Source organism: Winogradskya humida (assembly GCF_016862215.1).
Classification (GTDB): Bacteria; Actinomycetota; Actinomycetes; order Mycobacteriales; family Micromonosporaceae; genus Actinoplanes; species Actinoplanes humidus.
On the sequence record NZ_BOMN01000127.1, the window covers coordinates 1 to 24,263 of the forward strand.

A 24,263-nucleotide genomic window follows, 5' to 3' on the forward strand; every position below is an offset into this window, starting at 1 on the left:
CGCAACAGGCTCGACCGGCGCTGCGGGAGCTGACGGCGCAATAGGCGCTACAGGCGCTGCGGGAGCTGACGGGGCGACCGGGGCTCAGGGTGCGACCGGAGTGGCCGGGGCGACCGGGGCCGATGGGCTGTCGGCGTTCGCGTTGTGGCTGCAGGAGGGCAACAGCGGCACGGTCGGCGATTTCCTCACTTCCCTGATCGGCGCACAGGGAGCTCAAGGATTCTCGGCCTACCAACTATGGCTGGCGAACGGGCACGCCGGCACAGTGGACGAGTTCCTCGACTCGTTGGTCGGTCCACGGGGTTTCGACGGCAGGTCCGCGTACGACCTGTGGAGTGACACCAACACCGGCACTCTCGACGACTTCCTGACATCACTGATCGGCGCACAGGGAGCAACGGGCGCGCAAGGCGCAACCGGCGACTCGGCCTTTGATACGTGGCGGGCGTTGAACGGCAATGCCAGTGGCACCGTGACCGAGTTCCTCGCAAGCCTGGTCGGTGCGCAGGGCGCGATCGGCCCGCAGGGTCCGATGGGGCCGCAGGGCCAGCAGGGTCTTCCCGGAGACACCGGCGCGACGGGTCCGCAGGGCGTGATCGGACCGGAGGGAGCGACAGGTCCCCAGGGTGCGACCGGCGCGACCGGGACAACAGGCCCCCAGGGTGCGACCGGCCTCGCGGGTGACGTCGGCGCGACAGGCCCGCAAGGCGCGACCGGAGCCCAGGGGCCGGCCGGCGCTCAGGGTGCAACCGGCGCTCAGGGTGCGACCGGAGCGACAGGTTCTCAAGGCGCAACGGGCGCTACCGGAGCAGCCGGAACAACAGGTCCGCAAGGTCCGACCGGCGCCCAAGGCGCAACCGGAACGACCGGAGCAACCGGCCCTCAAGGCACGACAGGGACAACCGGTGCCACCGGCCCCCAAGGTGCGACCGGCACCACAGGCGTAGCGGGGCCTCAGGGCCCGGCCGGATCGACCGGCGCCACAGGTGCACAGGGCACAACCGGCGCCAAAGGTGACACCGGCGCAACGGGCGCGCAGGGCCCCACCGGCGCGACAGGTGCCCAGGGCCCCGCCGGCGCCGATGGGGTGAGCGGCTACTCGCTGGTGACGGGCACCGCAAGCAACAGCAGCTCCGTAGCCTCCTGCCCGGCGGGGAGGAAGGTCCTGGGCGGCGGCGGCAGCGTCGCCGGCGGCGGCCAGCTCAGTGCGAGTTACCCCTCGTCGCAGACCGCATGGACCGCGTCCAACTCCGGCCTGGGAACGGTGACGGCGTTCGCGATCTGCGCCACCGTCGTCTGAAGCCTCTGAGGAGGACGAGCTGCAGATCGCCAGGCGGTCAGGGGCGGAACGCGGCGATGTTGCGGGCGGTCCAGTCGGCGAACGTACGCGGAGCCCGCCCGAGGATCTGTTGGATGTCCGGGCTGACGCGCAGCTCGGCGGGGGTGGGTGAGCCGAGGATGTCCAGGGTGTCGTTGGCCAGCTCGGCCGGCATCGCGTGGGTCATCGCGGCCAGGGCCTCGGCCCGGGTGAGCTCATGGAACCGTACCGGCAGACCGAGGGCGGCGGCGATCGCCCCGGTCTGCTGGCGCGGTGTGATGACGGCCGGGCCGGTCAGCTCGTAGACGCCGCCGCTGTGCCGGTCGTCGGTCAGGCAGGCCGCAGCGACCTCGGCGATGTCTGCGGGGTCGACGATCGGCACCCCGACATCACCGAAGGGCGCCGCGACGGTTTGCTGCTCGCGTACGGATCCCGCCCACCACAGCGCGTTGGAGTCGAAGCCGCCCGGCCGGAGCACGGTCCAGTCCATACCGGACGTCCGCAGGGTGTCTTCCAGTTCGCGCATCTTGATCCGCGTCGTCCCGAACGGCCTGGTCACGACGCCGAGTGTGGAGAGCAGGACGACCTTACGGACCCCGCTGGCCGCAGCCTGGGCAATCACCTCGGCGGGCCGGGCTTCGGCGCCGTGCAGAGCGCCGGAGAGCAGCAGGAACATCGCCTTCGCTCCGGCCAGTGCGGGCTCGAGACCGGCGGGATCGGCAAGATCAGCCACCACATGGCGTACGCCGTCAGATGGCTGCACCGCGTTTCGTGACAGCGTCGTCACCTGCTCGCCGGCGTCGATGAGGGCCCGCGTCAACGGCCGGCCGATGTTCCCGGTAGCTCCGGTCACCACGATCATGTTCAGCTCCTTCGCGTCGCTTTGCTGATCACGACGTTAGGGAGCGCTGCTCACCACCGGTAAGTACATACCTCGGGGTAAGCTCCTGCCATGGCGGGAGGCTGGCAGTTCAAACCGGCCGTCGAGGGCGCCCGCTATGAGGTGCTCAACACCGACTGCCCGGCGCGCGACGTGGTCGACCATGTGACCAGCCGGTGGGGAATCTGGGTGCTGATCTCCCTGCGCCACGGCGACCTGCGGTTCTACGAGCTGCGCGAGAGCATCAGCGGCATGAGCGAGAAGATGCTCACCCAGACGTTGCGCACCCTGCTCCAGGACGACCTGATCTGGCGAAAGGTCGAGCCCACAACCCCACCCCAGGTCACGTACGGACTGACCGACTTCGGCCGCGACGTCGGCGCCCAACTCGGATCCCTTTTCGACGGAATCACGCAGCGACTGCCGAACCACGACGCGCCGTAGCTGGTGCGGGCCGAGAGGCTTACCGAACGTCCAGGAGCAGCTTGCCCCGGGCGCGGCGCTGGTCGAGTTCGACGAGAGCCTGCGAGGCCTGCTCGAGAGCGAAGCGTTGCCCGAGCACCGGCTGTAGCTTGCCAGCCTTCAGCAGTGGCAAAAGATCGGCCCACTGCTCCTGGAGGAAGGATGGCCGGGTCCGCCAGAACGCACCCCAGCCGACTCCCAGCACGTTGACGTTGTTGTACATCAGGCTGTCGACCCGGACCTGCGGGATCTCGCCGCCGGTGAAGCCGATGACCAGAAGGCGGCCCTCGGGGGCGAGACTGTTCAGTGAGTCGGCGAACCGGTCGCCTCCGACCGGGTCGACGATGATGTCAACGCCTCGATCCCCGGTGATCTCCCGCACCGCCTTGGCGAAGCCGTCCGCCAGAACGACCTCGGCGGCGCCGGCTGCCCGCGCCGTGTCGACCTTGTCAGATCCGGACACGACCGCGATCACCTTGGCTCCGAGCGCGGAGGCGAGTTGGACAGCGGCGGTGCCGACGCCGCCGGCCGCGCCGTGCACCAGGACAGTGTCGCCCGGTTTCAGCTGACCACGGCGTACCAGAGCGAAGTGCATGGTCCCGTAGTTCATGGGCAGCGCCGCACCCGCGTGGAAGGACACCTCGTCGGGCAGGGGGAAGACCGCCGCCGGGAGCACAGCCACGGTTTCGGCGTACCCCCCGATTCCCGGGAAGGCCGCGACCCGCTGACCCGCGGTCAGGCCGCTGCCCGAGGGAGCGGATCGTACGATTCCAGCGACTTCGGTGCCCGGAATGAACGGCAGCGTGTGGTGGACGTGGTACTCGCCGTTGCTTTGCAGAACCTCGGGGAAGCTCACGCCGGCGACGTATACGTCGATGATGACCGACTCGGTATCGCTCGGCTCCTCGACGTCGACGAGCTCCAACGAGGCCGGCCCGGTGAGGGCCGTGATCTGAATTGAGCGCATCGAGACTCCTGTTGTGAAACCGGTTACCATTCGTACCTTGGTTCCTGATGGGAACCGGATCAGCGTCGCGCATCAACCCCGAGCACGGCAATAAGGCACATTTGGGTGCCATGGTTCCCAGGAGGTAACGATGACCGGGACGAACACCGGGCCACACCCCGCGCCGACGGACTCGTCCCGGATCCACGCCATCCTCGGCATGGTCGGCGACAAGTGGTCACTGCTGGTGGTCTGCAATCTCAGACACGGGCCGCGCCGCTTCACCGAACTCAAACGGGCCATCGACGGCGTCAGCCAGCGCATGCTCACCGTGACCCTGCGCAACCTCGAGCGCCAGGGCATCCTGACCCGCACCATTCACCAAGTCATGCCGCCACACGTCAGCTACGAACTCACCCCGATGGGCGCGACGCTCTGCGCGACCGCCCTGCCCATGGTGGAGTGGGCATTCGAGAACTCAGCGCGCATCGACGACGCTCGCACCAAATACGACGCCCGCGCCCTGAAAACGGGCTAGCCCTTGAGCATCTGGCGGGCCATGACGATGCGCTGGACCTGGTTCGTACCCTCATAGATCTGGGTGATTTTGGCGTCTCGCATCATGCGTTCGACCGGGTAGTCGCGGGTGTAGCCGTAGCCGCCCAGCAGCTGGACCGCGTCGGTGGTGATTTCCATGGCGGCGTCGGAGGCGAAGCATTTCGCTGCTGCGCCGAAGAAGGTGAGGTCGGCGTCGCCTCGTTCGCTCTTGCCGGCGGCGACGTAGGTGAGCTGGCGGGCGGCCTCGAGCTTCATGCCCATGTCGGCGAGCATGAATTGGATGCCCTGGAAGTCGGCGATGGCTTTGCCGAACTGCTTGCGTTCCTGGATGTAGCCCTTGGCGAAGTCGAGGGCGCCCTGGGCGATGCCGATGGCCTGGGCGGCGATGGTGACGCGGGTGTGGTCGAGCGTCTTCATGGCCGTCGCGAAGCCCGTGCCTTCGTCGCCGATCATGCGGTCGGCGGGGATGCGTACGTTGTCGAAGTAGACCTCGCAGGTGGGGCTGCCCTTGATGCCCAGTTTCTTCTCGGGGGCGCCGAAGGTCACGCCCTCGTCCGATTTCTCGACGACGAAGGCCGTGATGCCGCGCGACCGGGCGGTCGGGTCGGTGACGGCGAAGACGGTGTAGTACTCCGAGACGCCCGCGTTGGTGATCCAGCGCTTGACGCCGTTGAGGACCCAGAAGTCGCCGTCGCGGACCGCGCGGGTGGTCATCGAGGCGGCGTCGCTGCCCGCTTCGGGCTCGGAGAGGCAGTAGGAGAACATCGCCTCGCCGGCCGCCACGGGGGTGAGGTAGCGCTGCTTCAGCGACTCGGAACCGGCCAGGATCAGCGGCATCGTGCCGAGCTTGTTCACGGCCGGGATCAGTGAGGAGCTGGCGCAGGCCCGGGCGACTTCCTCGATGACGATCGCGGTGGCCAGGGCGTCCGCGCCGGCTCCGCCGTATTCGGCCGGGATGTGCGGGGCGTGGAAGTCGGAGGCGCGCAGGGCGTCGTACGAGGCCTTGGGGAATTCCGCGTTCTCGTCCGCTTCTGCCGCGTTGGGCGCCACGCGGGCGTCGCAGACCTCTCGGACCGCGGCTCGGATGGTCTCGTGGTCCTCCGGCAGCTGATACACGTCGAAATCAGACATGACTCGCCCTTCCCAAGACGCGGCGCACCTTAACGCTCGCTATGTTACCGATGCGTAGGGTACTCGCACTATCCTTCGGCGCGGACGGCGATCGAAGGGCAAGGTCGACGCCGTGCGATGGTGAGTGCCCCGGCTGACTGGAGTTGACAGCGTGACCATTCCGTACCCGACGACGCCGTCAGTGCCCGTGTTCTCCGAGATCGAGGTGCCTTCCGGCGCCGCGCGACCTCGGCTCGCGTTCCTGGGGACCGGATACCTCGGCGCGACGTATGCGATCTGTTTCGCGGAACTCGGGTATGAGGTGCTCGGCTTCGACATCGACGCCGCGAAGATCGGGAAGCTGTCCGCGGGACAGGTGCCCTTCCACGAGCCCGGGCTCGACACGCTGCTGCAGGCCAACCTGGCGTCGGGCCGGCTGCGCTTCACCACCTCCTACGAAGAGGTCGCTGAGCACGCGGACGTGCACTTCATCTGCGTCGGGACCCCGCAGCGTGGGGACGGCATGGGCGCCGACCTCGCGTACGTAGAAGCCTCTGTCACCAATCTTGCCCGTCACCTGAAGCGCCGCGCCCTGATTGTCGGGAAGTCGACGGTCCCGGTCGGAACGGCCGAATGGGTGGAGCAGCTCGTCGCGAAGCACGTGCCCGCCGAGCTCGGCATCGAGGTCGCGTGGTCGCCGGAGTTCCTGCAGGAGGGGTTCGCGGTCGAGGACGTGCTGCGGCCCAACCGGATCGTCGTCGGCGTCAAGAGCGACTGGGCCAACGGCATGCTCTACGCGGCGCACAAGGGCGTCTTCGACCTGGCCGCGAGCGAGGAGCGCGAGGTCCCGCTGGTGGTGACGGACTTCGCGACCGCCGAGCTGGTGAAGGTCGCGGCGAACGCGTTCCTGGCCACGAAGATCAGCTTCATCAACGCGATGGCCGAGGTCTGCGAGGTCGCCGGGGGTGACGTCACCCAGCTCGCCAAGGCGATCGGCTACGACCCGCGGATCGGCAACAGGTTCCTGCAGGCCGGGGTCGGTTTTGGTGGCGGCTGCCTGCCGAAGGACATCCGCGCGTTCCAGGCGCGGGCCCAGGAGCTGGGCGCGGGCGAGGCGCTGCGGTTCCTGCACGAGGTCGACCTGATCAACCTGCGTCGTCGCAGCCGGGTGATCCACCTCGCCGCCGAGCTGCTCGACCGCCCTGCCGGGCCGGCCGGCCCCGATCTTTCCGGGACCCGGATCGCGGTGCTGGGTGCGGCCTTCAAGCCCAATTCCGATGATGTACGCGACGCGCCCGCACTCGCCGTCGCCGCCAGCCTCGCCAAGGCCGGTGCCGACGTACGCGTCTACGACCCCCAGGGCATGGAGAACGCGCGCGCCGTCCAGCCCGGGCTCGCGTACGAGAGCTCGATGAACGACGCGGTCGCCGGCGCCGAGCTGGTGTGCGTACTCACAGAGTGGGCTGAATTCCGCAATGCGGACCCGAACGCACTCGCCGCCCTCGCCTCCGGCAAGCGGGTCATCGACGGCAAGAACTGCCTGGACGCGGTCCTGTGGGCCCGCGCGGGCTGGGAGTATCGCGGAATGGGCCGGCCCGCGCCAGCCCTCTAGAGACTGACCGTTTTCCGGCCCCGGCCGCGAACCTGTCGGGTTCGCGGCCGTTTCCATTGATCTCCCCCCTGTGGAGACTGTTCTAATGAGATGTCGGAAGGGCATCTCGGGGCGAGGGGAGTGCCGTGGCTCAGGCGCAGAAGCCGGAAGAAGGCTACGACGAGGAGCTGGGCCGGATCGAGGCGTCCATCGCGGAGCTGAAGATCCAGGACATGGCGGCGGCCAAGGAGCGCTCCAACATCGCGAGCAAAATTCAGGCTGCCCAGTTCCAGCGCGACATCCTGGCCCACGCCAACCAGCAGAAGAAGCGGGCCACCTCGACCCGTCGCTCGCGCCGGCGGGTGGCGGAGACCGAGGGTCCGCCACCGCCCGCCGGCAAGCCCGGGGTCATGACCGACGGCGCCACCGTGCTGGTCGACGACCCGCCGCCCACGGAGGAGCCGCCGCCCCCTCCGCAGGCGAGGTCGCAGACCGCCCCTCCCCCGCCGCCGCCTCCGGGTGCGCCACGCCGGACGAGGCCGCCCCGGGTCGCTCCCCTGCAGCCCGAGCCGCTCCCTGGGCACGCGCCGGAGACGTCGTCGCAGTGGGTGCAGAACATCCTGCTCGGCGTCAGCGCGCTGGTCCTGGGCGTCGCCGCGGTGGTCTTCGCCGGTGCCGCCACCAATGCCGTCGGCCGGGCGCTGATCCTCGCGCTGTTCACCGCCGTCGCCCTCGTCGCCGCCCCGGCCATCGCCCGGCGCGGACTGACCTCCACCGGCGAGACCCTGGCCGCGGTCGGCCTGATCCTGCTCCCGATGACGCTGTTCGCGCTGCACGGCAACGCGGTTTTCGGCGGCGACGCGGTGCCCGGGCCGGTCTTCCTCGGGGTCACCCTGCTCATCACGGCGGCGGCCAGCTTTGTGTACGCGGGTGCGACGAAACTCGCCGTGCCCAGGTACGCAACCGTGGTGGCCGTTCAGCCTGTCGCGCCGCTCCTCGCGTACCCCATCATTGAAAGCCCTGCGGGCTGGGCCGGCGCACTCACCGTGACCGCGGTCATCGATCTTTTCCTGCTCACGACCGTCATCCGGCAGGGCCGGCTGCTGCCGCGCTGGCCGGTCGGGCGGCCAACCGCCGCGGACCGCGCGGACGAGGCCGACGCCCGCGCCCTCGGCGAGCAGGACTTCGACGACGCGCTGTTCGACACGCCGGCACGCCCGGAGACGCAGCCCGAAGAGCCAGATCTGATCATCAGCGGGATGAGTGGCCGGCGGCGGCCGCGCTGGCTGCCCACCCGCATCTTCCCCGGCCCGCGCCCTGCTGGGGCACCCGCGGCCGGGTCGGTGCCGCTCGCCGCGCCCTCCTCGCCACCGACGGCGGGTTTCCTGCGGCAGGTGACCTACGTCCTGCTGCTGGTCGCCGCGGCGGGCGCCCTGCTCTACGGCACCGGTGGCCTGCTCGGCGCCGACACCGTGCCCGACGCGCTGCGCTCCGGCGTGATCCTGATCCTCGCCGCGGTGACCGCCGCCGCGGCCGCCCGCATGGTCGACCATGTCCTGGCCAGCAACATCGCGGGCGCCGTGGTGACCCTGGCGATCATCCTCGTCTGCGCCCGGATCGCCGACGTGGCGACCCCGGCCTGGACCCTGGCCGCCGCGGCCGCGGCCGTCGCGCTCACCGGTGCGATCGTGGGCATGCTCCCCGACGAGGTGCGTCGCGGTCCGCAGTTCGCGTCCGCCGCCGCGCTCACCGTCATCGGCCTGTTCATCGCCGTCGACGCGTTGCGCGCCGCCTTCGCCCCGGTGCGGGCCGCGCGCCCGGTGTGGAACGCCGACACCGCCGCCTACGCCGACCGCATCGCCGTGGCCGCGGGCGACTACGGATGGATGCTCGCGTTCAGCGCGCTGCTGCTCACCCTGGCCGCCGCGCTCGCACTCCCGGCCGAATACCGGCGTGAAGGCGCGGTCATCGGGGTCGCGCTGACCGCGCTGTCCCTCCCGTCGTCGCTCGCCATGCCCTGGTCCACCGCGCCGTGGCCCCTGGTCATCGCCGCGATCGCGATCGGTGCGGTGGGTCTGGTCGCGCCGACCCGCCGGGTCGCCATCACGCACATCGCGGTCGCGGGTGTCGTCGGGCTCTTCGGCGCGGGCGCCGCCCTCAGCGCGTCGTGGCTCACCGCGGCCGTCCTGACCGCTCTGGCGGGCGCGGGCGTGATGGTCGCGGTCGCTGCCCGCCAGATCCCGATCCGTCTGTACGCGTGGCTCGTCGGCGACTGGGCCTCCGGAGCCGCCGCCCTCGCGATCCCGGGTGCCGTGGTGACCGCGGTGCTCGCGATGAAGGACCCCGGTGGCGGTCCCCCGCCGACGGCAGCGGTCACCGTGCCGGCGCTGGCGCTCGGCTTCCTCACCGTGGCCGGCACCCTCACCTACGCGGCCGTCTTCCAGGTGGCCCGCCGCGAGGTCAGCGTCCCGATGACCGCGGGCGCCGGCCTGGGCGCGCTCGCCATGGCCGCCGCCGCCCTGTTCGCCCCGGGCTCGACCGCGCCGGACATCTGGGTCGGCGCGCTGCTGCTGGCCGCCGCGCTGCTGCTCTTCTTCGCCAAGTCGCTCGACAACGGACGCCGCGCGGACCGGATGCTCGACGGCCCGGACATCGCGGCCGCCGCGGCCACGGTCGCCATCTGTGGGGCGCTGGCCCGGATCGCCGCGCTCGCCTTCCCCACGGCGCCGCTGGCCGTCGCCGCGGTGGTCGTCCTCATCGTCGGGTTCGGCGTGCGGGCACTGCCCGAGGACTGGCGTCGCGGCCCGGTCTGGGGCCTCGCCCTGGCCGGCCTGGTCGTCACCGCCATCGCCGCGTGGCAGGCGCTCGGGCTCGGCCTGCGGATCATCTCCGCCCCCGGCCCTATCTGGGCGTCCGACGTCAGCAACATCCCCGGCAACGTCGCCGGCAACGCGTGGCAGGCCCCGGTCGCCCTGATCGTCGTCGCCATCGCCGCGGCGCTCGCACTGCCCCGCCCGTGGAAGCACTACATCAGCGGTGGCGCGGCCGCCCTGGCCACGATCGGTGCACCCGCCGCGTTCGGGCTGCCCTGGTGGTCGCCGCTGCTCATCGGTGGCGCGGTCGCGCTCGCGTTCGGGATGGCCGCCATCGCCGCCACCGACCCGGTCGCCGCCGTGTCCCGGGCCGGGGTCGCCGCCGTGGTCTCCCTGCACGCCGCCGGTGCGGGCCTCGTGCGGCCCTGGTCGACGGCGCTGGCGCTGGGTTTCATCGTCCTCACCGGCGCGCTGGTCGCCTGGCTGTCCCGCGCCGACCTGACCCCGGAACGCCGCGAGGAATGGATCGAGCGGGCCCGCACCGAGGACGGTGTGGCGATCTCCCTCGACGACACCGGCATGCCCCGGCACCGCGCCCAGATCGGCGGCGCGGGCACGATGGGTGCGCTGCTCGCGGCGCCCGGAGTGCTCGCCGCCGCGGCCGCCAACCAGGGCCAGACCGCGCAGGTCGTGCTCATCGCCGCGGTCGCCGGATCCAGCCTCATGCTGGCCCTGCTCGCGCTCGTCGCCACCTGGGTGCCGCAATACCTCCCCTGGGCCACGGCCGGCCTGGTCGGCGGTGCCACGGTCACCGCCATCGCCTCGATCCCCAGCGACTACCCCACCGCCCTGTACGCCGCGGCCGCCGCCCTGATCGGCGTGATCGCGGAGCTCCTGCGCGGCTCCGTCCGCGCACCGGGGATCACCGTCGCCGCCCCCCGCCCCGAGCCCGGCTTCACCACCCGTTACGGCCGCTCCCGCTGGGCCACGATCCGGCCGAGCGGCCTGCGCGAACGCTGGATGGTCGATCCGGCCACCGGCGCCGTCTGGGTGGCCGCCCTGCCGACGCTGCTCGCCCTGCTCTCCATCGCACCCGCGTTGCGCGCCGCCCTCTTCGACCCGTTCCAGCAGCTCAACGCGGTATGGGCCGGACCCGTCGACGCGCTCACCAACCCGGCGTCCGGCAGCGTCGACGGCACCAGCGTGCTCGCCGCCGTGCTCCTCACGGTGGCCGCCGCACTCGCCGCGCTGGGCTTCGGCGCCCGACCGGCCGAGGCCGTGCCGGTGATCCTGCCGGGGCTTGCCATCACGTTGCTGATCGCGCCCGTCGCCCTGCACGCGGCGTGGCCGGCGGCGACATCGGCGGCCCTGGTCGTGTTCACCATCTCCATGCTGGGCCTGGCGCTGACCCCGCCCCCGGCCGCCACCCACGCCGCGATGCTGCGAACGACCCGCAACATCGTCTTCGTCATCGGCCTGCTCGCGGGCGGTGCCGGTCTCGCCGGCAGCCTCGCCACCCCACAGCTGACCCTGTTCACCCTCGGTGCCGCGGTCGGCGTCGGCCTGGTCGGTGCGATCGCCGGGCGCAGCCGCCAGGCCCGCATCCTGGGCTGGGTCTTCACCGCGGTGATGGGCCAGTTCTTCGTGCTAACCGTCGCCCTCGTCGCCGGTGTGCCCCCCGAGTGGGCGGCTTTCGGCGTCCTCGCGGTCGGCGCGGCCCTGCTGATCCTCGAGGCCACGCTGCCCCGCCTCGGCCTGCCCGAGTACCGCCTCGAGGCGGCCACGGTCGAGTGGAGCGGCTACGCCTCCGCCCTGATCGCGGGCGCTCTCGCCTACAACTCCCCCGCCCACCTCGCCGCCCTGCTGGCAGCCTGGGGCGCGGTCCTCGGCCTGGCAGCGACTCGCCCCGGCCGCTCCGCAGCCCAGCGCCGCAACCTGTTCTGGCTGGCGGTCGGCTTCGAGATCATCGGCATCTGGCTCTTCGTAGCCCTCGCCGACGTGGCCCTCCCCGAGGCCTACACCCTCCCGTTCGCGGCGCTCGCCCTGCTGGTCGGTGTGCTGGAGGCCCGCCGCCGCCCCGACCTCAGCAGCTGGTCGGCGTACGGTCCGGCTCTGCTCGCGGCCTTTGTCCCGACCACCGGCCTGGTCATCGCCACCGACGCCGGCGACCTGCGCGAACTCCTGCTCCTGCTCGGCGGCGTCGCCTGCCTGATCATCGGCTCCCGCCTCCAGCAGCAGGCCCCGGTGGTGATCGGCGCAGCGGTAACCGCCATCGCCACCATCCACTTCGCCACCACCCTGGTCGGCCCCTGGCTGGTCCTGGTCCCGGTCGGCATCGTCCTGCTCTTCCTGGGCGCCACCAACGAAAACCGCCGCCGCACCCAGGACCGCCTCCGTGGCGCCCTGGTCCGGATGCGCTGACAATGCGCGTTCCACCACTGCCGGCGCCCGCAGCGCCGCTCACCCCCGAACAGATGAAGCTGCGCACGGTCGGGGATCGCTCACCCGAGGTGGCCCAACCGATCACAGTCAGCCCGTACGACCCGAAGTGGCCGCACCGCTACGCCCGGGAAGAGATCCGCATCCGGGCCGCGCTGGGCGACCGGTCATCGCGCTGGACCACGTCGGCTCCACCGCGGTGCCGGGCCTGCCCGCCAAGGACCGCCTGGACATCGACTTGATCGTCGCCGACCCCGCCGACGAGAGCGCCTACGTCCCCGCTCTGGCCACGGCCGGCTACACCCTGCGCACCCGCGAGCCCCAATGGTACGAGCACCGCTGCCTGTGGACCGACCCCCACGACGTCAACCTGCACGTCTTCGGGCCCGACTGCGACGAATACCTGCGCCACCTCATCCTGCGCGACTGGCTCCGCACCCACCCGGCCGACCGCGACCGCTACGCAGCCCAGAAGTACGAGGCCGCAGCGGCCCACCCGCTCTCGATGGCCAACTACGTCAGCAGCAAGGCCGCGGTGATCGTCGACATCCTCAAACGGGCAGGCCTCCGCGACTGATGGCCACGCCCGTAACCGTCATCCGTGACGGCGCCATCCGAGCCGCGGGCCACCGCCACGGCGCGGCGATCGCCTACGACTGGGGCTTCCCGTGGCACGGCGAGGAGAAGCTCCAGCGCAGTTTCATCCTGCTCGACACCGGATTCCAGATCAACCAGCCGGTCATCTTCCCGGACCAGCAACGCGGCTGGTGGTACTGCGACCTCGTCCGCATCGTCGACAACGGCCACACGGTGCACGTCGACGACGACTGGATCGACGTCATCGTGGGGCCGCCCGACCACCCGTACCGCATCCTCGATCTTGACGAGTACGGCGACGCGATCGCCGCGGGGGAAATCGACGCCGCTGCGGGGGTCGACGGGCTCCGGCGTACCCAAATGTTCCTGGACCGCCACCTCAATCGCCGCCACGACACCCGCCGCGACTCCTGGCCCGACTTCCCACCCCAGGCCATCGCAGGCCTGGCCGCCCTACCGTTCGACCCGCAGTGGGAGCTTCTGCACCCTTGATCAGCTACCCGAGGGTGTCGCCGGTAAGCAGCAGCGGCGTCAGCTCGGCGTTGTGCGAGGCGGCGAGGTCCGGACGGGCCATGTACTTCGCCGGCGTGCTCTGAAACAACACGATCTTCCCGTCCTCCACCACGACCGTGTGAACGGCGTTCAACGCCGGGTCCAGGTCATACGAACCGGGCGGCACCACCCCCACGATCGCGTGCACCATGCGGCCGTCCCAGACACGCCGGATCTTGGCCACGTAGGTGCCGCCCGCCGGGACCTCGACCCCGCCGATGTGACCCCCGTCGAACCCGACCACCAGTGCATCATCCGCGAACAGCGCCGCGGCCGCCTCGGCATCCCCGCCGTTCCACGCATCCAGCAGCCGCTTGTACACACCCGTGATCTCAGCGCTCATGCCCACCATCCAAACACCGCCACGACCCGGCCATGCAGCTGACCATCACGGCTGCGGCGATCACGAACACCGTACGAGCCCCGAGCGCATCGACCAGCACCCCACCGACCAGCGACCCCATCGCGTCAGCCACAAAAACGGCGCTGACCACCGTCGCCCATCGCTGTCCCGACCTGCGCGGCCGGTGCGCCGTTCTGCCGCAACGTCGTACCGGTCACGTCCTCCGCCCCGTTGCCCACACCCGCCACCAGCGCAGCCCCGACCGCAACGCCCAGCCCATGCCCATGTCCGTGCTCCGGCGTAAGCCCCGACCCCAGCTCCGGCCGCCCCAGCTCCACCCCCAGGGCAAGACCGAGATGTCCGATTGCTTGCACCCCGATCGAGCTCACGAAAACCGCCGTCCCCTGAACCCGCCCGGCGACAAGCGCGGCCACCAGCGCGCCGACACTGATCGCGGCAAGCAGAAGCCCATATTCCGCGCCTTCCCCGTTGCTCCCGTAGGACGCGACCACCGCGGGCCGGTCGATCGCCCCGGCGAAAGTCACGCCGACCATCCCCGCGGCCACTCCAACCAGTCGCCGATCGATGCAGACAATTCGACTACCAGCAAAACCGCGCGACGCCATCCCAACCGCCGGCACTGCCCCAGCCGGCACTGCCCCAGCCGGCACCGCCCCAGCCGGCACCGCCCCAGCCGGCACCGCCGCGACCATCGGTACCGCCCCAGCCGCCCCAGCCGGCACGACCGGGGCAGCCCCAGCCGCGAACACCAGCAGCGCAGAAACCGCGAAAGACAAAGCGTTGACCAGTAACGCCCACTGTGGCTCGAGAGCACCCACACTCAGCCCACCGATCCCGGCGCCAACCCCGAACCCGAGCGCGACACCGGCCGTGAGCACCCCGGTGAGCCGCCCCCGCTGATCGGCCTCGACCCGCCGCGCCAACCACGTCCGCGCGGCCGGCTGCGCAACCATCGCGACGGACTCAGCGACCAGAAGCATGACCAGCAACAACCAGTACGACGGCAGCAGAACGGCGACGCCGACGAAGACCAGGCCCGCAGCAAGATCGCAGACAACAAGTACGTCACGCAGGTCGAACCGGTCAGCCAACACGCCCGCGACCGGCCCGAACAACCGGGGCAGCACCCGCACGACAAAGATCCCGCTGACCTGCGTGGCACTACCGGACGCCCCGTACACCAACACACTGAGCGCGGTCACCGCAGCCAGGTCACCCAGAGTGGACAAGTTCCGTGACGCTACGAACAGCCCCGTCCCCCGCGACCACACACCGTGAGCGTCCCACGATGGAATCGCAGCGACCTACGCTTTCTGCGCAGGGCTGAGGGTTACGACATGAGCCGCTTGCGCAGCGCCTCGTCCTTCTCCGCGACGACCTGCTCGAGGTTCGCCTGGAACGCCAGCATCTTCTTCAGCAGCACCGGATCGGACGCGGCGAGAATCCGCACAGCCAGCAGCCCGGCATTACGCGCCCCACCGATAGACACAGTCGCCACCGGAACCCCGGCAGGCATCTGCACGATCGACAGCAGCGAATCCATCCCGTCGAGGTACTTCAACGGCACCGGCACACCGATAACAGGCAGCGGCGTCAAGGCCGCGACCATGCCGGGCAAATGCGCCGCGCCACCCGCCCCGGTGATGATGACCTTGAGCCCACGATCAGCAGCCGACGTCGCATAGTCGACCATCTTCTGCACCGTACGGTGAGCGGAAACGACGCCGACCTCGAACGGGACCTCGAACTCGGCAAGGGCGTGCGCCGCGGCCTCCATCGTGGACCAGTCGGAGTCGCTTCCCATGATCACGCCGACAACGGGACCCATCACGAACCTTCCTGAAGCCATCGGGCGGCGCGAACCGCTCTGGCGCGTACGGATGTCATGTCGTCACCTAGGACCGTGACGTGCCCGATCTTGCGGCCGGGACGCACCTGCTTGCCGTAGAGATGAACCCGCGCGCCGGGGTCGGCCGCGAACAGGTGGTGCAACCGCTCGTCGATCGACATGCCGCCGGGTTCACCACCGAGCACGTTGGCCATCACCACGACCGGTGCGGTCAGCGACGTCTCGCCCATCGGATAGTCGAGCACGGCCCGCAGGTGCTGCTCGAACTGTGAGGTCCGCGCGCCTTCGATGGTCCAGTGCCCGGAGTTGTGCGGCCGCATCGCCAGCTCGTTGACGACGATCCCGTTGTCGGTCTCGAACAGCTCAACGGCGAGCAGCCCGACGACCCCGAGCTCGTTCGCCAGGTCGATGGCCAGCTGCTGCGCCTCGACGGCCAGCTCCTCGGCCAGCCCCGGCGCCGGCGCGAGCACCTCGACACAGATGCCGTCCCGCTGCACGGTCTCGACGACCGGATAGGCGGCGACCTGCCCGAACGGCGACCGCGCCACCAGCGCAGCCAACTCCCGCCGCAGCGGCACCTTCTCCTCGACGATCAACGGCGTCCCGGTGCTGACAAGATCCTCAGAAGCCTCAAGCCCCCCGAGCATCCACACGCCGCGCCCGTCATACCCACCACGAACAGCCTTGGCGACAACCGGCCACCCCGAACCACCCCGAGCCGCAGCCACCGAAGCCGCAAAATCCGAAATGTCCGCAGCCGTCGACACCGCCCGCCACAGCGGAACAGGCGCCCCCATGGCAGCCAGCCGCTCCCGCATCTGCTGCTTGTCCTGCGCGAACAGGATCGCCTCAGCGCCGGGATAGATCTTCACACCCTCGGCGGCCAGCGCGGCGATATGCGCGGTGGGCACATGCTCATGGTCAAAAGTGACCGCCTCGCACCCCTTCGCGAACTCCCGCAGCGCAGCAAGATCGGTATGGGTCCCGATCCGCACATCGGCGGCAACAAGGGCGGCACTGTCGTCAGGCTTCTCGGAGAGCACCCGCAACGACTGACCAAGGGCAATCGCGGCCTGGTGGGTCATCCGGGCCAACTGCCCGCCACCCACCATGCCGACAACAGGAAGACCAGTTCGATTATCCATCGCCCCACCAGCCTATCGACCCCCAGACGTGAGTGATTGCCGAGGTAGCGAGCTTCACAAGTACGCCCGACGACCCGGACAAAAGCACCACCCCCGTCACCGCCTGTCCGGCCGGGCCGTAACCACTAGAGCCGCTGCCGCCCCCTCCGGCATACGTGCTCCAAGACCGCCCCCCGTCGGGCATACGTGTCCAAGACCGCCCAGCGGACAGCACCTCCCAGAGACCGCAGCCGGATTCGAACCGGCGTGAACCGCTTTGCAGGCGGCCCCCTGACCACTCGGGCATGCGGTCACCCTGTACTACGTGCGCGCCCCCGGTGCCGACCCAGGTATGCCCGAAGGCGGCGGTTTTACAGACCGCTGGACGTGCCGCCGTCCACGACGCGCTTGCCACACAGCCACCCCACTGAGCGCCGTGCTCGTACCCGCACAGGGCGCCGTGCTCGTACCCGCACAGGGCGCCGTGCTCGTACCCGCACAGGGCGCTGCGCTCGTACCCGCACCAGGAATCGAACCTGGGACCTTCCCGGTGTGAACGGGACGCTCTCCCGCTGAGCCATACGGGCGGGAAACAAAACGCTCCGGCGGAAGGACTCGAACCTTCACCTGTACGCATTAACAGTGCGCTGCCCTGCCATTGGGCGACGCCGGAATAAAACTTACGTATCGCCGGCTGGATTCGAACCAGCGACCTCCGCCTTATCAGAGCGGCGCTCTCACCAACTGAGCTACGACGACGTAAACCTACGCGGAGAGCGAGAGATTCGAACTCTCGGCAGAAGCCCGATGGCCCCTACGGCGGATTAGCAATCCACTGCCTTAAACCAGACTCGGCCAGCTCCCCCTAGTGAACCCCGTGGACCGTCGGGGAGTCGAACCCCGCACAGAGACCTTGCGAAACTCTCCTGTGCACCAGCACCCAGCCCTGGAACAATTCGAAACGTGTCCCCGGCGCGATTCGAACGCGCACTGACGACGCCCTCGACGTCGCGCCTCTACCGTTGGGCTACGAAGACATCAAGCTGCGAAAACACCCGCAACCCGTGGACCTGGACGGACTCGAACCGTCGACCCCCGGCATGCCGCGCCGGTGCGCTACCACTGCGCCACAAGCCCAAATGTTGCTGTCCACTGTGCAGTTTTCCATTCAAGTGTCCCGGACCCTGCCGTGGACAACAAAAACCGCCCGATCCCACGTGCGGGGAGGGCGGCGTAAGAACGCTAGCAACTGCTAGCCACGCCACCGCCCAAGGGCATAATTGCTGTAGCTGCCGACATATGTGGCACCAGCTACAGCACCGGCACCATTGGCCGCGCCGGAACAAATACTCGCCGCCGCGAGACAGACAACGCGCACGCCGCCGCAGGTGCCAAGGCCCTGCAGTGCAATAGAAGCTCGCTGCGACATCTGTCTCTCCTCACCCACTCGACCCGGCTGTTAAGAACTAGGTTAGACACCCATTCACCACGGGGCAACACATTAAAAATGATCGTCCCGGCCGGAGTGGATCAGGTGCCGGCCGGGACGATCAACTGCGTTTCATCACCGCGTGGTCAGGCTCGCTGTGAGTTCGTCGACGCTGGTGACCGGGCGGTCGCAGACGAAGCCGCGGCACACGTATGCCGCGCCGGCGCCGTTGATCAGGGGCCGGTCCGCCAGGAGGGGGATGCCGTCCTGGCCGGGGCGGCCGGTGACGATGACCGTTCCGGGCGGGGCGTGGCGGTGGGCGGCGGCGATCAGGGGGTCCTGGGGGTCGTCCGTGACGATGGCGATCTCGTACGGGCCGGCCAGGACCGCCTCGGCGACCGTTGCCGAGTAGCCGGCGAAGCGGCCGTGGCTGCCGATCAGGGGGCCGACCGTGGCCAGGGCTGCGTCGGCGGCTTCGCGGTAGCGAGTTTCGCCGGTCAGCGCCGAGTAGGTAACGAGGCCCGCACAGATGGCCGACAGACCGGAGGGCGTTGCGTTGTCCGTCGGGTCGGCAGGCCGCGTGACCAGTCGTTCCGCGTCGTCGGCCGTGTCGTAGAAGCCGCCCTCGCCGGTGCCGAAATGGTCCAGCGCGACGTCGAGCAGCTGACCCGCGAGTGTGAGCCAGCGCCCCTCGCCGGTCAGCTGGTGCACCGCACAGAAAGCCTCGGCCACCGCGCCGTAGTCCTCGAGCACACCGGCCGGCGACCCCACCACGCCGTCCCGCGAAACCCGGCGCAGCCGCCCATCGACAATGTGCCGCTCCGCAAGCACCCTCGCCAACTCCACGGCCGCAGCACCCGACGGTGCGGAGTCGGCCAGGGCGGCGTGTTCGGCCAGCGCGGTGATGGCCAGGCCGTTCCAGGAGGCGACGACCTTGTCGTCTCTTTGCGGTTGTGGGCGCTGGGTGCGTACTGAATAGAGGCGGGATCTTATTTCCTGCCAGCGCGACACGAGGTCGGGTGTTGCTTCGTCGATGTCCCTGGCCAGGGCGAGGACGCTGGTGCCGTGCTCGAAGGTGCCCGCGGTCGTGACCGCGAAGAGGTCGGCCGCCCACGTGCCGTCCTCCTCGCCGAGTGCCTCGATGAGCTGGGCCGGGGTCCAGGAGTAGGTGAGGCCTTCGGTGCCGTCGGTGTCGGCGTCGAGCGCGGAAGCCAGGCCGCCGGCGGGAGTGGCGAGGTCACGCAGGAGGAAGGTCGCGGTCTCGTCGGCCACACGCCGTGCGAGAGGATCGCCGGTCAGGCGCCAGAGCTGGGTGTAGACGCGCAGCAGCAGAGCGTTGTCGTAGAGCATTTTTTCGAAGTGCGGGACCGTCCACGTCTGGTCGACCGCGTAGCGCGCGAAGCCACCGGCGAGCTGGTCGTAGATGCCGCCGCGGGCCATCTGCTCCGTGGTGTGGCGGACGATTTCGAGATCCTCGGGCGAGCCGGTGCGCTGGTGGTGACGCAGCAGGAAGAGCAGGTTCATGTGCGGCGGGAACTTGGGCGCACCACCGAAACCGCCCCATTGCTCGTCGTGGTCCTTGGCGAGCTGCACCGCCGCCGCGTCGAGAAGCTCGGCCGAGATCGGCGCGGTCGGGCCGCCGACGAGCTGGGCACCACCGATCGCTTTGACCACCTTGGCACCCTGGTCGAGCACAGCTTCCCGCTGGTCACGCCAGGCCTCGCCAACCGACTCGAGCAGCCGCGTGAAGTTGGCACGAGGAAAATAGGTGCCGCAGAAGAACGGGTCACCCTCGGGCGTCGCGAAGACGGTCATCGGCCAGCCGCCCTGCCCGGTCATCGCCTGGGTAGCGGTCATGTAGACGGCATCAACGTCGGGCCGCTCCTCACGATCCACCTTGATCGCCACGAACCCCGCGTTGACCTGGGCAGCGACCGCCTCGTCCTCGAACGACTCATGAGCCATCACATGACACCAGTGACAGGCCGCATACCCCACGGAGATCAGCACAGGCACGTCCCGCCTGCGTGCCTCCTCGAACGCCTCTTGCGACCACGGCCACCAGTCGACCGGGTTGCCGGCATGCTGAAGCAGGTAGGGCGAGGTTGCATCCGCCAGCCGATTTGCCATGCCCCCACGCTAGCCCGGGGGTCCGACAACTTCCCACGGCGCCGGGTGGCCCCTGCCCGGGCACCCGGGCGGCCCTCGCCGCGGGCGCCGGGGCCGGCCGGAAAGTCAGCTCGCGCCGTCGACCCGCAGCGGCACGATCTTGGGTGGGGCGGCCTCGGTCATCTGGCGCAGGGTGTGCACGATCTTGTCGGCGGGCAGCGGGCGGCTGAAGTGGTATCCCTGCGCTGAGGTGCAGCCCAGGGCCAGGAGGGCGGCGCGCTGGTCGGCCGTCTCGACGCCTTCCGCGACCACTCGCGCGCCGAGCCGAGCACCCAGCTCCACGGCGCCCCGGACGATGGCCGCCGCGATCGGCGACTCGCCCATGTCCTGCACGAAGGAGCGGTCGACCTTCAGCTCGTCGACCCGTACGCGGGTGACGAAGGCGAGCGACGAGAAGCCCGTACCGAAATCGTCGACCGAAAGCTGCACTCCCAGCTCTCGCAGCGCCGCCAGGACCTCGTCGACCACGCCGGACTCGCTGACCGCGAGTGACTCGGTGATCTCCAGCACGAGCTGGTCCGGGATGATCCGGTGCCGGCGCAGCGCCTCGGAGACCTGGGCCGGGAAGGTCGGGTCGAGCAGGCTGCGGGAGGAGACGTTGACCGAGATGGGTACGTCCAACCCGGCCGCAGCCCAGTCCGCAGCCGCCGACAGCGCGCGGTCGAGCACGTACCGCGTGAACGGTCCGAGCAGGCCGCCGTTCTCCGCCGTGCGTACGAAGGAATCGGGGGTGAGCAACCCACGCCGCGGGTGGTTCCACCGGATCAGCGCCTCGACGCCGTTGGGTGCCCCGGTCTCGAGGTCGACCTCGGGCTGGAGCATGAGCACGAGCTGGTCGTCGGCGGTGAGCGCGTCCAGCAGCTCGGCCGGCAGCGAGAGATGATCGGTGCTGGTCGCGTCGCGGGTGCTGTCGTACGCGGCGACCGCGACGTTCAGCTCCTTGGCCTGGTCGAGCGCGACACTCGCCCGCCGGATGAGCTCACCCAGCTCGGCACAGCCGGCGTTCTCCACCACGACGCCGACGGCCACCTCGGTGACCAGCCGCACACCGTCGATGTCGATCGGCTTGCTGACCGCCTCGATGATCTCGCGGGCCCGCCGCACCGCCTGCGGCAACGGGTTGGGCACCTCCCGCAACGGCAGCGAGGAGTCGGTGAGGGTCGCCAGCGACGGCAGCAGGACGGCGAACTCGTCGTCGCCCAGCCGGGCGATCAGCTCACCCTCCCGGGCAAGATCGGCAAGGCGCTCCGCGACGGTACGCAGGACGGCGTCACCCGCCCTGTACCCGAGAGTGCCGTTGACCTCGCGGAAGTTGTTGAGATCGAGCAGCAGCACGGCGACTGGCCGATCCCGGTCCAGCGACTTGACCAGGTCGTCGCCGTCCGCCAGCAGCGCGGTCCGATTGGCCAGCCCGGTCAGCGGGTCGTGCACCCCCTCGTACGCCACGCGCGCGTCGAGCAGCGCCAGCCGTTCGTGGGCCGCCGCGTCGTGCAGGGCACCGGCCAGCGCGTCCGCGTACGCGGCGACGGCCAGCTCGTCCTGCGTGGCAGGCATGGTCGGCTCGGTGAGCCAGACGGTGAGGTCGCCCACGTGCGTACCTCCCACGGTCATGGCCCGGGTGATCGCCGGTCCCGGCATCGCCCCGGGCATCGGATCCTGCGGAGCGTCCTGCACGTATCGCCGATCTTCACGGGCGTCGGGGCCGAGCGACAGGGTGACTTGCATCTCCACCCGCCGGGCACCGAACACGTCGAGCGCCCCGCGCAGCCCCGCGGCGGCCACGGCATCCTCGGTGGCCAGGCCCAGCGTGCGGGTGGCACGGGCGAACGCCTCCCAGACCCGCCGCTCCTCGTCGGCCCGCAGGTGCTGGCGATATGCCCGCTGCAGCAGCCACAGCACGGCGGGCATCGCGATCAGCCACAACGGACCGTTGACCAGCGCGAACAGGGCGGAAAGTCCGACCAGGACGTTGCCCACGAACATCGGCAGCTTGGCATTCAGCGCCCGAGCTGTGATCTGTGTCGCGCTCTCCTGGGACCCGGCATCCCGGCTCACCGTCAGCGTGATCACGGCAAGACCGACAGTGATCGCCAGGTAGGCGACCGCACCGGCCATGAGACCGAGCTGCGTACGGATGCTGCCGACAGGCGCGGCGGGTCCCGTGATCCCGTACGCAACCGCGGTCGCCCCGGCCGCACCGAGGCTGAGCGACGCGGCCAGGTGCACGATGGCCCTCGCCACCCGCTGACCGTTCAGCCACGTGATGAACAGCCACGCGCCGCCGACCCCGGCAAGGGTCAGAACGGGCATCCATCCGGGCGGGACCAGCGCGAACCCGAGAACGAAGGCAGCCTCACCCCACGACACGCTGACGGTGCCGCGCCCGACACGGAACCGCAGCCGAGCGAGCTGACCAGCGGCGACGAGCAGAAGAGCAATGCCACCCCCGGCCACGGACGTGAGCGTGAAGGCCACCGGCCGCTGCCCCGGCAGCAACACCCCGACCAGCGAAAACACAAGTGCCAGACCAAGAACGGACCCATGCAGCATCCGTACGCCCGAAGCGCGCCGAACAGGCGCAACAGCAGCGCCCCCAGTTTCCCGGGAAGCCACGGCCGACACAGCGTAAGGCGAAGTCATGCCACCTCCTCGCCCGAACGACGTGGACCGGAAGCGGACCTGCTCCCGGAGTTCGTGGCGATCGGGGGCGCCGCGGTTATCCACCGCGGCGAACACACCCGCATACCGCACCACCAGCGTGACCGTGCCGGCGCCGCTCCGCCTCCGAACCCACCCGCCGCGACCGGGGTAACGGTCACGAACCGGGCGCCGGCAGCGCGCGCGGTGATCGAGGCAACGACCCGAGCGGTGGTTCGCACCCTCGACCGCGCCTCACGCTTGATGTCAAAACGGCCCGCCCGGGAGCCATCGTCCGTTCTTGCGCCATTCGCACACGTCGACACGTCCGTGCAGACGGCGGTCGCGCTCGGGACGGACCGGTCGCTCACCGGCGACACCACCGAACGGGACGCGGAGGCTCGTCGATCTCGCCGCTGCGCCACCTCGGGTGTCACATTTCTGATTGCGTGGACAGCCCCGCGCACGGTCCGCGAGCGATCTTGTCCGAGGTCACACCGCAAGCCGCTGACCAGCAGCACTGGCGGATGCACGTGCATCTGCAGTGGAGAATGCGGGGGGCGGGAGATGGTCACCGACGGCCCCCTTTCCGCGCAGGGTGGAGGGACGTCAAAGCCCCCCGGCGGAAGGCTAAGCCAAACCGGCGGAACGCAACAGGGGTTGACGGTGGGGCACTACCGATGTTCAGAACGCGACGCGCCGCGCCCGCAGCCGAATCCAGAAACTTGACAAAGTGGAATCACGCCACTCGACATCAAGCCCGCTCGCCGCGCCCGCCATCCTTCGCCACGCCGTCCGTGGATTCCACGCCCGCGACCTCGGCCGCAGCCCCGGAACCGTCCACACCGGAACGATCACCGTCAGCGCCACCCGACGCAGGCCGGCCCTCCTGGCGAGCAAGATCCGCCTCGAGCCGAGCCACCTCAGCGTCCCGCGCAATCGCACGGCTGTCCGGGAAACTGTCGGGAAGCCGACGCAGCCGCTTGTTCATATTGCGGATGAGCAGCACCGTCGCAATGGACATCAACACAATGATGAAGAGCCCCATCGGCCCGGCAAGCCCACCGGACCGGGTATCCCCGAAGTTGTTCACAGCATCGAAATCCACCCCCCAAAGGTACGCCCACCAGCCCCGAACCCGACCACTGGATCCCGCAATCCCACCCAACCCCCACCACCCACCCAATCCGCCCAACTCCAGCCCCGCCGCATGAGACCCGCCAGACGCAAGGCGTGATGCGGGCCGGACAGCAAGCCTGGATCGCAAAGCCAGCCGATGAGTCCGGCGAGCTGCGCCCGGCGAGGCCGAACCGGACCAGGCCCGCAGAGCGGCCGGGCCAGGAAGGCCGGGCCAGGAAGGCCGGGCCAGGAAGGCCGGGCCAGGAAGGCCGGGCCAGGAAGGCCGGGCCAGGAAGGCCGGGCCAG

Annotated in this window: 18 protein-coding genes and 7 tRNA genes; 7 read left to right on the forward strand and 18 right to left on the reverse strand. The window is 70.1% G+C overall.

Going from position 1 to position 24,263, the window contains the following annotated elements; genetic code table 11:
• The coding region (locus Ahu01nite_RS51580; RefSeq protein WP_498370814.1) for a collagen-like domain-containing protein at positions 1 to 1,300 on the forward strand (1,300 nt) is incomplete at its 5' end.
• A 37-nt stretch (positions 1,301 to 1,337) separates the two neighbouring features.
• On the opposite strand, the gene Ahu01nite_RS43820 is transcribed toward Ahu01nite_RS51580, so the two are convergent.
• On the reverse strand, positions 1,338 to 2,180 hold the full coding sequence (locus Ahu01nite_RS43820; protein ID WP_203842705.1) for an SDR family oxidoreductase: 843 nt from the start codon (positions 2,178 to 2,180) through the stop codon (positions 1,338 to 1,340).
• A gap of 90 nt (positions 2,181 to 2,270) precedes the next feature.
• Here Ahu01nite_RS43820 and Ahu01nite_RS43825 point away from each other — a divergent pair, with 90 nt between their 5' ends.
• Positions 2,271 to 2,642, forward strand: coding sequence for a winged helix-turn-helix transcriptional regulator (locus Ahu01nite_RS43825; protein ID WP_203842706.1), 372 nt, complete (start codon positions 2,271 to 2,273; stop codon positions 2,640 to 2,642).
• A 19-nt stretch (positions 2,643 to 2,661) separates the two neighbouring features.
• Here Ahu01nite_RS43825 and Ahu01nite_RS43830 read toward each other — a convergent pair whose 3' ends face one another.
• Positions 2,662 to 3,627, reverse strand: a complete 966-nt coding sequence (locus Ahu01nite_RS43830; protein WP_203842707.1) for an NADPH:quinone oxidoreductase family protein — start codon at positions 3,625 to 3,627, stop codon at positions 2,662 to 2,664.
• A gap of 130 nt (positions 3,628 to 3,757) precedes the next feature.
• Between Ahu01nite_RS43830 and Ahu01nite_RS43835 the strand changes: the two genes are divergently transcribed.
• Positions 3,758 to 4,144 carry a winged helix-turn-helix transcriptional regulator gene (locus tag Ahu01nite_RS43835; RefSeq protein ID WP_203842708.1) on the forward strand — a complete coding sequence of 129 codons (387 nt, stop codon included), beginning with the start codon at positions 3,758 to 3,760 and terminating at the stop codon, positions 4,142 to 4,144.
• Here the strand turns inward: Ahu01nite_RS43835 and Ahu01nite_RS43840 are convergent.
• On the reverse strand, positions 4,141 to 5,295 hold the full coding sequence (locus tag Ahu01nite_RS43840) for an acyl-CoA dehydrogenase family protein (protein WP_203842709.1): 1,155 nt from the start codon (positions 5,293 to 5,295) through the stop codon (positions 4,141 to 4,143). The genes Ahu01nite_RS43835 and Ahu01nite_RS43840 overlap by 4 nt on opposite strands.
• A 151-nt stretch (positions 5,296 to 5,446) precedes the next feature.
• Here Ahu01nite_RS43840 and Ahu01nite_RS43845 point away from each other — a divergent pair, with 151 nt between their 5' ends.
• From Ahu01nite_RS43845 to Ahu01nite_RS43860, 4 genes are all read left to right on the forward strand, one after another.
• Positions 5,447 to 6,886, forward strand: coding sequence for a UDP-glucose dehydrogenase family protein (locus Ahu01nite_RS43845; RefSeq protein ID WP_203842710.1), 1,440 nt, complete (start codon positions 5,447 to 5,449; stop codon positions 6,884 to 6,886).
• A gap of 125 nt (positions 6,887 to 7,011) precedes the next feature.
• A complete protein-coding gene (locus Ahu01nite_RS43850) occupies positions 7,012 to 12,099 on the forward strand; it encodes an SCO7613 C-terminal domain-containing membrane protein (RefSeq protein ID WP_203842711.1) in 5,088 nt (1,695 codons plus the stop codon).
• A 127-nt stretch (positions 12,100 to 12,226) separates the two neighbouring features.
• Positions 12,227 to 12,694, forward strand: coding sequence for a GrpB family protein (locus Ahu01nite_RS43855; protein ID WP_203842712.1), 468 nt, complete (start codon positions 12,227 to 12,229; stop codon positions 12,692 to 12,694).
• On the forward strand, positions 12,694 to 13,206 hold the full coding sequence (locus Ahu01nite_RS43860) for a DUF402 domain-containing protein (protein WP_203842713.1): 513 nt from the start codon (positions 12,694 to 12,696) through the stop codon (positions 13,204 to 13,206). Before Ahu01nite_RS43855 ends, Ahu01nite_RS43860 begins: the two co-directional genes overlap by 1 nt.
• A gap of 4 nt (positions 13,207 to 13,210) precedes the next feature.
• Here Ahu01nite_RS43860 and Ahu01nite_RS43865 read toward each other — a convergent pair whose 3' ends face one another.
• From Ahu01nite_RS43865 to Ahu01nite_RS43935, 15 genes are all read right to left on the reverse strand, one after another.
• The gene (locus Ahu01nite_RS43865) at positions 13,211 to 13,609 is read right to left on the reverse strand and encodes an SgcJ/EcaC family oxidoreductase (RefSeq protein ID WP_203842714.1); all 399 of its coding nucleotides are present in this window, start codon (positions 13,607 to 13,609) and stop codon (positions 13,211 to 13,213) included.
• Entirely contained in the window at positions 13,599 to 13,742 is a 144-nt protein-coding gene (locus Ahu01nite_RS43870) for a hypothetical protein (RefSeq protein WP_203842715.1), read from the reverse strand. Before Ahu01nite_RS43870 ends, Ahu01nite_RS43865 begins: the two co-directional genes overlap by 11 nt.
• Positions 13,735 to 14,859 carry an MFS transporter gene (locus tag Ahu01nite_RS43875; protein WP_203842716.1) on the reverse strand — a complete coding sequence of 375 codons (1,125 nt, stop codon included), beginning with the start codon at positions 14,857 to 14,859 and terminating at the stop codon, positions 13,735 to 13,737. Before Ahu01nite_RS43875 ends, Ahu01nite_RS43870 begins: the two co-directional genes overlap by 8 nt.
• Positions 14,860 to 14,960: 101 nt before the next feature.
• The gene (gene purE / locus Ahu01nite_RS43880) at positions 14,961 to 15,458 is read right to left on the reverse strand and encodes a 5-(carboxyamino)imidazole ribonucleotide mutase (protein WP_203842717.1); all 498 of its coding nucleotides are present in this window, start codon (positions 15,456 to 15,458) and stop codon (positions 14,961 to 14,963) included.
• Complete coding sequence (locus Ahu01nite_RS43885; protein ID WP_203842718.1) at positions 15,458 to 16,624, reverse strand: 5-(carboxyamino)imidazole ribonucleotide synthase; 1,167 nt, start codon at positions 16,622 to 16,624, stop codon at positions 15,458 to 15,460. Before Ahu01nite_RS43885 ends, purE begins: the two co-directional genes overlap by 1 nt.
• 221 nt (positions 16,625 to 16,845) lie before the next feature.
• Positions 16,846 to 16,916: transfer RNA gene (locus Ahu01nite_RS43890), tRNA-Cys, on the reverse strand.
• Between the two features lie 202 nt (positions 16,917 to 17,118).
• A tRNA-Val gene (locus Ahu01nite_RS43895) sits at positions 17,119 to 17,190 on the reverse strand.
• A 13-nt stretch (positions 17,191 to 17,203) separates the two neighbouring features.
• A tRNA-Asn gene (locus Ahu01nite_RS43900) sits at positions 17,204 to 17,276 on the reverse strand.
• A gap of 12 nt (positions 17,277 to 17,288) precedes the next feature.
• Positions 17,289 to 17,362, reverse strand: a tRNA-Ile gene (locus Ahu01nite_RS43905).
• An 11-nt stretch (positions 17,363 to 17,373) separates the two neighbouring features.
• Positions 17,374 to 17,468: transfer RNA gene (locus tag Ahu01nite_RS43910), tRNA-Ser, on the reverse strand.
• 99 nt (positions 17,469 to 17,567) lie between these two features.
• Positions 17,568 to 17,640, reverse strand: a tRNA-Leu gene (locus Ahu01nite_RS43915).
• Positions 17,641 to 17,668: 28 nt separating this feature from the next.
• Positions 17,669 to 17,740: transfer RNA gene (locus tag Ahu01nite_RS43920), tRNA-Ala, on the reverse strand.
• Between the two features lie 427 nt (positions 17,741 to 18,167).
• Positions 18,168 to 20,162 (reverse strand): thioredoxin domain-containing protein, encoded by a 1,995-nt coding sequence (locus Ahu01nite_RS43925; RefSeq protein ID WP_203842719.1) that lies wholly within the window; start codon positions 20,160 to 20,162, stop codon positions 18,168 to 18,170.
• 105 nt (positions 20,163 to 20,267) lie between these two features.
• A complete protein-coding gene (locus Ahu01nite_RS43930) occupies positions 20,268 to 22,814 on the reverse strand; it encodes an EAL domain-containing protein (protein WP_438874868.1) in 2,547 nt (848 codons plus the stop codon).
• Positions 22,815 to 23,592: 778 nt separating this feature from the next.
• Entirely contained in the window at positions 23,593 to 23,946 is a 354-nt protein-coding gene (locus Ahu01nite_RS43935) for a hypothetical protein (RefSeq protein WP_203842721.1), read from the reverse strand.
• Positions 23,947 to 24,263 lie beyond the last annotated feature (317 nt).

Coding starts and splice junctions, on each gene's coding strand:
- Ahu01nite_RS43820 (WP_203842705.1), bottom strand. CDS start 2,180: ATGATCGTGGTGACCGGAGCTACCGGGAACATCGGCCGGCCGTTGACG.
- Ahu01nite_RS43825 (WP_203842706.1), top strand. CDS start 2,271: ATGGCGGGAGGCTGGCAGTTCAAACCGGCCGTCGAGGGCGCCCGCTAT.
- Ahu01nite_RS43830 (WP_203842707.1), bottom strand. CDS start 3,627: ATGCGCTCAATTCAGATCACGGCCCTCACCGGGCCGGCCTCGTTGGAG.
- Ahu01nite_RS43835 (WP_203842708.1), top strand. CDS start 3,758: ATGACCGGGACGAACACCGGGCCACACCCCGCGCCGACGGACTCGTCC.
- Ahu01nite_RS43840 (WP_203842709.1), bottom strand. CDS start 5,295: ATGTCTGATTTCGACGTGTATCAGCTGCCGGAGGACCACGAGACCATC.
- Ahu01nite_RS43860 (WP_203842713.1), top strand. CDS start 12,694: ATGGCCACGCCCGTAACCGTCATCCGTGACGGCGCCATCCGAGCCGCG.
- Ahu01nite_RS43865 (WP_203842714.1), bottom strand. CDS start 13,609: ATGAGCGCTGAGATCACGGGTGTGTACAAGCGGCTGCTGGATGCGTGG.
- purE (WP_203842717.1), bottom strand. CDS start 15,458: ATGGGTCCCGTTGTCGGCGTGATCATGGGAAGCGACTCCGACTGGTCC.
- Ahu01nite_RS43885 (WP_203842718.1), bottom strand. CDS start 16,624: ATGGATAATCGAACTGGTCTTCCTGTTGTCGGCATGGTGGGTGGCGGG.
- Ahu01nite_RS43925 (WP_203842719.1), bottom strand. CDS start 20,162: ATGGCAAATCGGCTGGCGGATGCAACCTCGCCCTACCTGCTTCAGCAT.